This window comes from Amycolatopsis ruanii, assembly GCF_003385175.1.
Taxonomy (GTDB): domain Bacteria; phylum Actinomycetota; class Actinomycetes; order Mycobacteriales; family Pseudonocardiaceae; genus Amycolatopsis_E; species Amycolatopsis_E thermalba.
The window spans coordinates 17,907-27,320 of the sequence record NZ_PQHY01000084.1; the positions used below are offsets into that span (position 1 = coordinate 17,907).

A 9,414-nucleotide genomic window follows, 5' to 3' on the forward strand; every position below is an offset into this window, starting at 1 on the left:
ACCGGATAAATATCCGCTAGCGCTGGAATCGACGGTATCGGATTACAATCCGCTTCGCAACGCACAGTACCCCCGGAGCTGCTCCAGGTGGCCGGGTTACGGTGGTCCGGCACCGGGCGAGGGAGGGACTATGACGACGGGTTCGGTCAGCCCGCGGCGTGCCGACACCCGGCGCAACCACGAGCGCATCCTCGCCGTCGCGGCGGAGACCCTCGCCGGGACGGGCGAGGTGTCGTTCAACGCGATCGCGAAACGGGCCGGGGTCGGCGTGGGCACCGTCTACCGGCATTTCCCCACGCCCGCGGACCTCATCCTGGCCGTGTACGAGCGCGAGGTGCGGCACCTGGTCGAGGTCGTGCCGGAGCTGCTGGAGCAGGCCGGCCCGGCCGGGGCGTTCCGCACCTGGACGACGGACCACCTGGCGCCCTACATGATGACCAAGCGCGGCCTGGCGAAGGCGCTGGCCGCGGCGACGGCGCAGCGCGGGACGCTGCCGGCCGGCGCCGTGCAGTCCATCCGCGACGCGATGGGCACCCTGCTCCGGGCCAACGTCGAGGCCGGCTCGGTGCGGCCGGACGTCGACACCGAAACCGTGATGCGCGGCCTGCTGGGCCTGCTCCACCTCGACCCGGACGGCGACTGGCAGCGCGAGAGCGCGGATCTGGTCGACCTCGTGTGGCGCGGAATCCGCGCGGACTGACGCGATTGTGTGAAACGTGACCCGCGTCGCGGCTCCGTTCGCTAAGGTTCACCGGCGGCTCGTGCCGAGCGGCGTCCTTGGGGGAGAGGTGCACACGAATGCGGCGAACACTGGTGGCGGTGACGTGCCTGGCGGCCGTGATCACGGTGAGCGGGTGCGGAGGGTCGGGCGACGATCCGGTGACGGGGCCGGCCACCTCGGCGTCGGCCGGGCGGGCGTCCACGTCCACGGCGCCCGAGGCCAAGACCGCTGACCCGCCCACGGCGTTCGACGCCGCCGCCGCGGTCGCCCTGCCCACCACCGCGCTGCGCGCCAACGCGGCCGGCTCGGTGGTGTCGACGTTCGCCGCTCTGCGCGACCGGACCGCCTACATCATCACCCCCACGGCCCTCACCGCGGTGGACGTGCTGACCGGGCAGCAGAAGTGGACCGTCCCGGTCGACGGCGAGCCCGGCGACCCGAACGGCCAGAGCGGGCCGTTCGTCAACCCCACCGGCCCGCGTCCCCCGGCGGTCACCGACGAGCTCGCCGTGGCCGCCGTGCCGGTCGTCATCCCGGAACGGGGCACCACTCCGGCCTCGATCGCGTTGTCGGTCGTCGCGGCGGAGGCGGAGTCGGGCACCAAGCGGTGGCAGGTGGACATCCCGGTGTCGAACAGCCCCTACGCCGACGCGCAGAACGCCGTCACGCAGGTCGTCGCCGTCACCCGCACCGCCGTGATCGCCAGTTACGGCAAGCAGGACGAGGACCACCTCACCGTCGCGCTCGACCCCGCCAGCGGGCGGATCCTGTGGGACCGCAAGGACTACCACGCCGGCAGCGTCCACGGCGACGTCCTCGTCGGCACCGACTACAACGTGCCGGAGAACTCCTCGATGACCCAGGCCACCGCGGTCGACGTGACCACCGGTCAGCAGAAGTGGGTGGGCGCCCGCGAGTCGAGCCAGCTCACGATGATCCCCGCCGATCCGTCGCTGGTCGTGGTCAACCGCACCGACTACGGGACCGGTCACCCGTTCCTGCTGTTCCTCGACCCCGCCACGGGCGCGGAGAAGGTCAAGCTGGAGGGCGAGCGCGGGTTCGGTTCCCGCGCCTACGGTGAGTGCCTCTACGACGAGCGCTCGGTTCTGCTGTGCCAGCAGGACGGCGTGCTCACCGGCTACGACGCGAAGACCGCGGCGAAGCTGTGGAGCCTGCCCGACCGGGCCGCCAACCGCGTCGCGCCGGGCAGCGTCACCACCGCCTGGCACGGCGCGGTCTACGGCACCACCGAGGGCGGGCAGCCCATCGTGCTGGACGCCGCGACGGGCCGGGACCGCTCCACCGAGCCCGGCGCCGTCCCGGTCCTGGTCAGCAAGTACGCCGGCATCGGCGTGGATGACAACGGCACCCCCGTGGCGTATCCGGTCAAGGGGTGAGCGCTCCGCCGGAAACGTTGTGACGGACAACGCCACCCGGGGATCGCGGCGCATGTCGGGGCCGAGCTTCCGAGGTCCATTCCGCGGGGTGGCCGGCGCACGCCCCCGGGATCAGTGGTCGTTGTACCACTGCGCGGTGCGCTGGTAGGCGTAGGGCGTTCCGGACTTGTGCAGGTAGACGCGGAAGTTGATGTAAGCCTTCTCCGGCAGGTTGTGCCCGGGCTCGCTGGCGTCCGCGAGGTCGCAGTTTCCGCTTCCGCCCGCGCTGAGGGTGTAGGAGCCGCCGTTCCAGTACACCTCGAGGCCCGCAGCCCAGCCGTCCGCCTCCTGGTCGCAGACGTAGACGTAGTCGCCGTGCTCGGTGAACCAGGCGACGCCACCGGGGTCGGCGTCGGCGGTCGTCACTTCGTGGTCGATGGCGGCGGCCTCCGGGGCGCCCACGAGCGCGCCGGTGAGGAGGCCGGCGGTGATGACCCCGGCGAGTTTGTGTGAGCGTTTCATCGCACCTTCATGGTTTCGCGTCCGTGCTGTCGGAGGAATGCTCGCAGGCACGGCCCGCAGGGGAGGGACGTTCCGCTGATGCCCGGGCCGCGGATGCGCCGCCGGCCGGGATACGCGGTGTGCGGTTCCGGTGCGGTTCCGGTACGGACTGCCCTCGCCGGGGGAGGGCGAGTGCGAGCGCGGCCACCACGACCAGGATCGCGGCGATGGCGAGGAACGCGCGCCCGTAGCCCGTGTCCGGGGTTCCGGTCAGGGTGACCAGCACCGCGAGTCCGAGCGCGCCCCCGAACTGCTTGGTGGTGTTCATCAGGCCGGACGCGGCTCCGGCGTGCGCCGGGTCGACGCCGGAGGTGACCGTGGTCGTGAGCGGCGTGTTGAGCAGCCCGCTGCCGACCGAGAACACGATGGCCGGCCCGAGGACACCGGCGGCGTAACCGCTTTCGGCGGTCATCCGGCTCTGCCACCAGAACCCCGCCGCGGCGATCAACGCCCCGGCGAAGACCAGCACCCGGGCGTCGACGTGACGCATCAGCCACGGCGTGACCCGCATCCCGACCGCGATCGTCACCAGCGTGTGGGGGAGGAAGCCCAGGCCGGTCTGCAGCGGGCTGTAGTGCAGGGACTCCTGCATGGACAACGTCAGGAAGTACCACATCGGGTTCAGGCAGGCACCCGCCAGCAGCATCGCCACGTTGCCCACCGGGATCGCCCGCGACCGGAACAACGACAGCGGGATCAGCGGCACCCGCGCGAACCGCGCTTCGACGACGACGAACACCAGGATCGCCACCGCCCCGGCGGCCAGGGCCGTGCTGGGCACCGGCGCACCCCACCCGTGGGTGCGGGCTTCCCCGATGCCGTAGGTCAGCGCCCCGAGCCCGGCCGTGGCGAGCACCGCGCCCGTGACGTCGAGGCGCTGCCCGGGCCCGCGGTCGCCGGCCGGCAGGAACCGGGCGGCCAGGAGGATCGCGACGGCGCCGAGCGGCACGTTGATCAGCAGAACCCACCGCCACGACAGGTATTCGGTCAGGACCCCGCCGACGAGGTTGCCCGCGGTGCCGCCCGCGAGCCCGACGGCCGTCCACGCGGCCAGGGCTCGTGTCCGCGCGGCGCCTTCGGGGAAAGTGGTGGTGAGAACGGTCAGCGTGGCCGGGGCGAGCACGGCCGCTCCCAGGCCCTGCGCCGCACGCGCGGCGATCAGCAGGGACGCGGAGTTCGCCAGACCGCCGGCGAGGCTGGCCCCGGCGAACAGGGCGAGCCCGGCGACGAAGACCCGCCTGCGGCCGAAGACGTCCGCGAGCCGTCCGCCCAGCAGCAGGAACCCGGCGAACGTCAGCGTGTAGGCGTTGACCACCCACGGCAGGCCGGCCTCGCCGAAGCCGAGCGCCCGCTGCACCGAGGGCAGCGCGACGTTGATCACCGAAACGTCGAGCACCACCATGAACTGCGCCGCGCACACCAGCGCGAGCACGACCGCGCCCCCGGGCCGCATCGCCGTCCCGCCGCATGTTCCCGAACTCCGCACGCTCCGCTCGCCCCCGATCTGTCTGTGGTACATCCGTATCATATACGCTTGTACCACAACCGGGGAAGGGACGGTGGCATGCCGAAGACCGTGGACCACGCGCAGCGGCGGGCCCAGATCGCCGAGGCGCTGGTGCGGGTCGCGGCGCGGGAGGGCCTGCACGCGGTGACGATGCGGGCCGTGGCCGCCGAGGCCGGGATCTCGCTGCGCCTGGTGCAGTACTACTTCGCCACCAAGGCCCAGCTCATGCTCGGGGCGCTACGGCATCTGGAGCGGGAGAGCCACCAGCGGTGGGCGCACCGGCTGGCCGGGCTGCCCGAGCCGGTCCCGCCGCGGGAGTTCATCGAGGCGTTCCTCGTCGAGGCGCTGCCCACCGACGAGCGGAGCCGGGTGTTCCACCTGGTCGGCACCTCGTACGCGGTGCTGGCGATGACCGACCCCGAGCTCGCGCACGAACCGTTCATCGCCGGGGTGGACGAGCTGGACCGCCTGCGCACCGGCGCGCTGACGCGAGCCCAGGCGGACGGGCAGGTGCCCCCGGACGTCGACGTGGCCGCCGAAGTGGCCCGGCTGCTCGCGCTCAACCACGGGCTGGGCACCAGCGTGCTGATCGGCCAGCGCACCACGGAGGACGCTCGCTCCGTGCTGCGTTATCACCTGGACCAGCTGTTCGGCCGGTCCTAGGCCGTGTCCGAGGAAACCTTCGCCCGGGTGCGGACGTCGTGGATGAGGATGGCGGCGCGGTAGCCACCAGCTGCCGGAGCGCCACACCTCAGGCGCCCTCCGGGCGGGCGGTGGCCGGGCACGAACCGCAGCGGGTCGGCCCGCGACCGCGCGCCCGGCGACACCTGCTCTAGTGGCTGCCGGCGAGTTCGCCGGTCAGCTTGCCGTGCATGCGGGCGCTGTGCTCGTTCAGGCCGACGATCTCGACGGTCTTGCCGCGGGAGGCGTACTTGGTGGTGACGGCGTCGAGGGCGGCCACCGTGGAGGCGTCCCAGATGTGGGCGTCCGTGAGGTCGATGATCACGGTGTCCGGGTCGCCCGTGTAGTCGAACTGGTAGACGAGGTCGTTGCTGGAGGCGAAGAACAGTTCCCCGGTCACGGCGTAGACGACCTGGGTGCCGTCGGGATCGGTGGCCGCGGTGACCTCGACGAGGTGGGCGACCCGCCGGGCGAAGATGACCATCGCGGTGATCGAGCCGACGACCACGCCGATGGCGAGGTTGTCGGTGGCCACGACGACGGCGACGGTGACGACCATGACGGCGATCTCGCCGATGGGCATGCGTTTGAGGGTGGCCGGGGCGATCGAGTGCCAGTCGAAGGTGCCGACGGCGACCAGGACCATCACCGCGACCAGCGCCGCCATCGGGATCTCGGAGACCACCGGGCCGAACACCAGGCACAGGACCATCAGGAAGACCCCGGCCAGGAACGTGGACAGCCGGGTGCGGGCGCCGGCGGTCCTGACGTTGATCATGGTCTGGCCGATCATCGCGCAGCCGCCCATGCCGCCGAAGAAACCGGTCACGACGTTGGCGACGCCCTGCCCGATCGCCTCGCGGGTCTTGTTGGAGTGGGTGTCGGTGATGTCGTCGACCAGCTTCGCGGTCATCAGCGACTCCATCAGCCCGACCAGCGCGAACGCCAATGCGTACGGGGCGATGGTGCTGAGCGTGCCGAAACTGAACGGCACGTCAGGCAGGCCAGGGACCGGCAGCGACGACGGCAGCGCGCCCTTGTCGCCGACCGTGGGGACCGCGATCCCGGCGGCCACCGTCAGCACGGTGAGGGCCACAATGGACACCAGCGGCGCGGGGATCACCTTGGTGACCTTGGGGAACAGGATCATCAGCACGAGCCCGCCGGCGAACAACGGGTACACCGGCCACGGCACGTCGATCAGCTCCGGCACCTGGGCCAGGAAGATCAGGATCGCCAGCGCGTTGACGAAGCCGACCATGACGCTGCGCGGGACGAACCGCATCAGCCGGGCCACGCCGAGCGAGCCGAGCACGATCTGGAACAGCCCGCCGAGGATGACCGTGGCGATCAGGTAACCCAGCCCGTGCTCGCGGGCCAGTGGCGCGACCACGAGCGCGATCGCGCCGGTGGCCGCGGAGATCATCGCCGCGCGCCCGCCGACGACCGAGATGACCACGGCCATCGTGAACGAGGCGAACAGGCCGATGCTGGGATCGACCCCGGCGATGATGGAGAACGAGATCGCCTCCGGGATCAACGCCAGCGCCACCACCAGGCCGGCGAGGATCTCGGTGCGGGCGACCCGGGGCGACAGCCACGACGGGCGGGCGCCGCGCAGGCGCGCGAAGGACAACGCATTCGACACGTACGGACAACCAATGCTCGGGCGCGCACCGGGCGCGGCGACACGGACAGGACGACGGCGAGCGGGCACCCGGGCGGATGACTCGGACCGCGCCGGCCGCGGGCGTCGGTGACCCGGCCGGACCGCCGGCACACGCGCGGCGGCCGTCGGCAACTCTACCCTCACGTTAGACGACAGATGGGGCCGAGTGCGGGCGGGATCACGCCAGGCGGCGCTCGTCCCGCACGGAACCCGCCCGTACTCGACGGTGAGGGGTGCGCGGTCAGCGCGACCGGACCGGGGCGGAGCTCCGCCGTGCCGGCGCCTGGTCGAGGTGCGCCCGCAACAGCGCGGCGAACTCCTCGGCGACGCGGAGTTTCGCGCGCAGGTCCGCACACGCCTGCTCGGCGGTCCGGCTGAACTCGGCCAGCCGGGCGGCCGGGTCGGCGAGGTCCGGGCTGCCGGGAACGGGATCGAGGATGGCCAGCAGGTCGCGCATCTCCTCCAGCTGGAACCCCAGCGGTTTCATCCGCTTGATCAGCTGGAGCCGGTCCACATCCGGCTCGGTGTAGAGCCGGAACCCGCCCTGGCTGCGCGCGCTCGGCACGACCAGCCCGACTTCCTCGTAGTAGCGGATCGTGCGCAGGGACAGCCCGGTGCGCTCGGCCACCTCGCCGATCTGCATCTGCTCCCGCACGCCGGATCCCTCCTGGCCGTCCCGCCACACCGTCCGCCCACGATACCGGCACCTGACCGGAGCGCCGCCGGACGTGATCCGCCCGGCGAAGCCGGCGCCCATCGCGGGTCGCCGGTGAACCCGGCGGTGGCGTCGTGGGCGCCGAGGACCCACCTCCAGGAACTCCCGGCCCCGGGACCGCGATCCGGCTCGTCCGCACCACGCGTTCTCGACACTCGTGCTGCGCCTACGGCCCGGCCGTCACGTCCGGGCCCGCCGGGCGACGAAATGTTCCGGCCCGGGTCCACTGTGGACCGGATCAGCGCGGGTCCGGCAGCGTGGTCTGCACGGTGCGGAAGGAATCCGGCTCGCTGGCGAAGATGCCGTTCAGCGGGTCCTGCAGCTCGATCGACGCGATCACCGTGGCGACCAGCACCGCGGCGGTGACGGCCATGAGCGCGACGTGGTTCCGCCGCGCCCGCAACCCGATCAGCAACGGGAACGCGATCATGAGCACCGCGCCGACGATCGTCGCCGCCAGGAGGGTTTCGGTGAACGGGTCCTGGTCCGTCGCGGCGTCGACGCGTGCGCGGTGGTTGTCGTCGAGGACGCGGACGTCCTGGAGCGCGTTCTCGCGGGCGGTGCTCAGCTGGTCGGTGTCGGCGGGGAGCGCGGACACGCGCTGGCGCATCGTGCTGATCAGGTCCGCCACGGCACCGTCGTCGTGGCCGTCCGCCAGCCGCGCCCATTCGCCGTCGACGACCTCGTCGGCGTACCCGCGGACCAGGTCCTGCACGGCGATGCGCGCCGGGTCGGGCACCCCGTCCACCTGCCAGTAGAGATCGATCAGCGCGTCGGCCTCCGTCGCGGCCCGGTTGTCCAGGTCGTCGCCGTTCTCCCAGGCGAAGACCACGTAGAACGCGAGCACGACCAGGAAGAGCGCGTTGAAAAGGCCGCCGAGAAATGAAAGACCATCGGAATCGAATTCACCCGATGCGGCTGTCCTGGTGCGCCCGAGAACAATCGTCACCGCGACGATGAGCAGGGTGATGAGTACGATGATCAGTACCAAGTTGGTGATCACGCCTGGCGACTGTACGGGCGTCCATCCGGAACTTCCAGTTGACTCGTCGAAGGTTCCCCGAAAGAGCCGGTCGGACGGCTTCGCGGAGGGTGTGGAATATGAAATGTCGTTTCCTCGGGGTCGTGGCGCTCCTGCTGTGGGTCACGCTGCCGCCGGTGGCCCACGCCGCGCCGGCGGCCCCCTGGGCCGTGGTGTTCGACCAGCAGGTGGCCGGTGATTTCGTCACGGTGGGTAACACCGTCACCGTCTGCCCGCCGGATGCCGGCGCCGTCCTGTGCCGGGTCGCCGAAGGCGGGGCCGCCGTGGGGCCGCCCGGTCAGAACGACCGGTACCGGATGGTCTGGGCCGACGTCGACGGGCGGCCCGAGACGTACAACTCGTCGACCGCGCGGGTGCCGCTCCCGGCCGGGGCGCGGGTGCGCCACGCGGAGCTGACCTGGGCCGGCGTCCTGGGCGACGGCGCCGGGCCGTGCGCCCGCGGCCGCCGCGGGCCGGGCAGCCCGCAGACCCAGCCGGTGACGCTGGCCGCCGCGGGCGCGGTGACGGTGCTGCGGCCCGGCCGGTTCACGATCCGCCGGGACGGGCCCCGGCCCGGCCTGGACCGCTGGTACAGCGCGCACGCCGACGTCACCGGCGCGCTGCGCGACCGGCTCGGCCCGCTCGACGTCACGCTCGGCAACATCTGGACCCCGCAGGGCGCCGGGTGCTTCGGCGGCTGGTCGCTGGTCGTGGTGTGGGAGGCGCCATCGGCGCCCCCGCGGCACGTCACGGTCTACCACGGCCATGACCGCATCCGGCCGCACCGCGGCGACTGCGTGCGGCTGCGGGAGGCCGATCCCGGCGCGCCGGTCATGCTCGGGATCACCGCCTTCGAAGGCGATCTCGGCCTCACCGGCGACGCGATCCTGTCCGGTGGCCGGGTGCTGCGGCCCCGGCCACCGGCCACGACGGCCAACGCGTTCGTCTCCGCCGCCGCGGGCGCCGTGAACCCGCGGCACCGCTCCAACATGGCGGTGGACGCCCAGGACCTGCCGGCCCATCCCGGCCCGGACGGCGAACCGCTGCGGCTCGGCCTGGTCACCCGGCACGACGACTTCCTGGTGGCGACCCTGGCGTTGTCCAGCGCAGGCGTGGCGACCGGCACGTCGGCGGCCGTGGCGCCGGCGCCCGCCCCGCTGGTC

8 protein-coding genes and 1 pseudogene are annotated in these 9,414 nt (G+C 72.4%); 4 read left to right on the forward strand and 5 right to left on the reverse strand.

What is annotated here, in order from left to right; genetic code table 11:
* The first annotated feature begins 130 nt into the window (after positions 1 to 130).
* Positions 131 to 700 (forward strand): TetR/AcrR family transcriptional regulator, encoded by a 570-nt coding sequence (locus D0D28_RS30340; protein WP_116114463.1) that lies wholly within the window; start codon positions 131 to 133, stop codon positions 698 to 700.
* Between the two features lie 98 nt (positions 701 to 798).
* A complete protein-coding gene (locus D0D28_RS30345; RefSeq protein ID WP_116114465.1) occupies positions 799 to 2,118 on the forward strand; it encodes a PQQ-binding-like beta-propeller repeat protein in 1,320 nt (439 codons plus the stop codon).
* Between the two features lie 111 nt (positions 2,119 to 2,229).
* Here D0D28_RS30345 and D0D28_RS30350 read toward each other — a convergent pair whose 3' ends face one another.
* Together D0D28_RS30350 and D0D28_RS30355 are read right to left on the reverse strand one after the other, a co-directional pair.
* Positions 2,230 to 2,619: a hypothetical protein gene (locus D0D28_RS30350; protein WP_094005462.1), complete on the reverse strand. Its 390-nt coding sequence runs from the start codon at positions 2,617 to 2,619 to the stop codon at positions 2,230 to 2,232.
* A 7-nt stretch (positions 2,620 to 2,626) separates the two neighbouring features.
* The gene (locus D0D28_RS30355; protein ID WP_116114467.1) at positions 2,627 to 4,111 is read right to left on the reverse strand and encodes an MFS transporter; all 1,485 of its coding nucleotides are present in this window, start codon (positions 4,109 to 4,111) and stop codon (positions 2,627 to 2,629) included.
* Between the two features lie 111 nt (positions 4,112 to 4,222).
* Here D0D28_RS30355 and D0D28_RS30360 point away from each other — a divergent pair, with 111 nt between their 5' ends.
* Positions 4,223 to 4,828: a TetR/AcrR family transcriptional regulator gene (locus D0D28_RS30360; protein WP_116114469.1), complete on the forward strand. Its 606-nt coding sequence runs from the start codon at positions 4,223 to 4,225 to the stop codon at positions 4,826 to 4,828.
* A gap of 169 nt (positions 4,829 to 4,997) precedes the next feature.
* Here D0D28_RS30360 and D0D28_RS30365 read toward each other — a convergent pair whose 3' ends face one another.
* The 3 genes from D0D28_RS30365 to D0D28_RS30375 all read right to left on the reverse strand — a co-directional run bounded on the left by D0D28_RS30365 (position 4,998) and on the right by D0D28_RS30375 (position 8,233).
* On the reverse strand, positions 4,998 to 6,494 hold the full coding sequence (locus D0D28_RS30365) for a SulP family inorganic anion transporter (protein WP_116114471.1): 1,497 nt from the start codon (positions 6,492 to 6,494) through the stop codon (positions 4,998 to 5,000).
* 262 nt (positions 6,495 to 6,756) lie between these two features.
* Entirely contained in the window at positions 6,757 to 7,158 is a 402-nt protein-coding gene (locus tag D0D28_RS30370) for a MerR family transcriptional regulator (RefSeq protein WP_205413399.1), read from the reverse strand.
* 310 nt (positions 7,159 to 7,468) lie between these two features.
* The gene (locus D0D28_RS30375; RefSeq protein ID WP_233157258.1) at positions 7,469 to 8,233 is read right to left on the reverse strand and encodes a DUF4239 domain-containing protein; all 765 of its coding nucleotides are present in this window, start codon (positions 8,231 to 8,233) and stop codon (positions 7,469 to 7,471) included.
* A 98-nt stretch (positions 8,234 to 8,331) separates the two neighbouring features.
* On the opposite strand from D0D28_RS30375, the pseudogene D0D28_RS30380 reads away from it, so the two are divergent.
* Positions 8,332 to 9,414, forward strand: a pseudogene (locus tag D0D28_RS30380) (hypothetical protein); the annotation flags it as partial.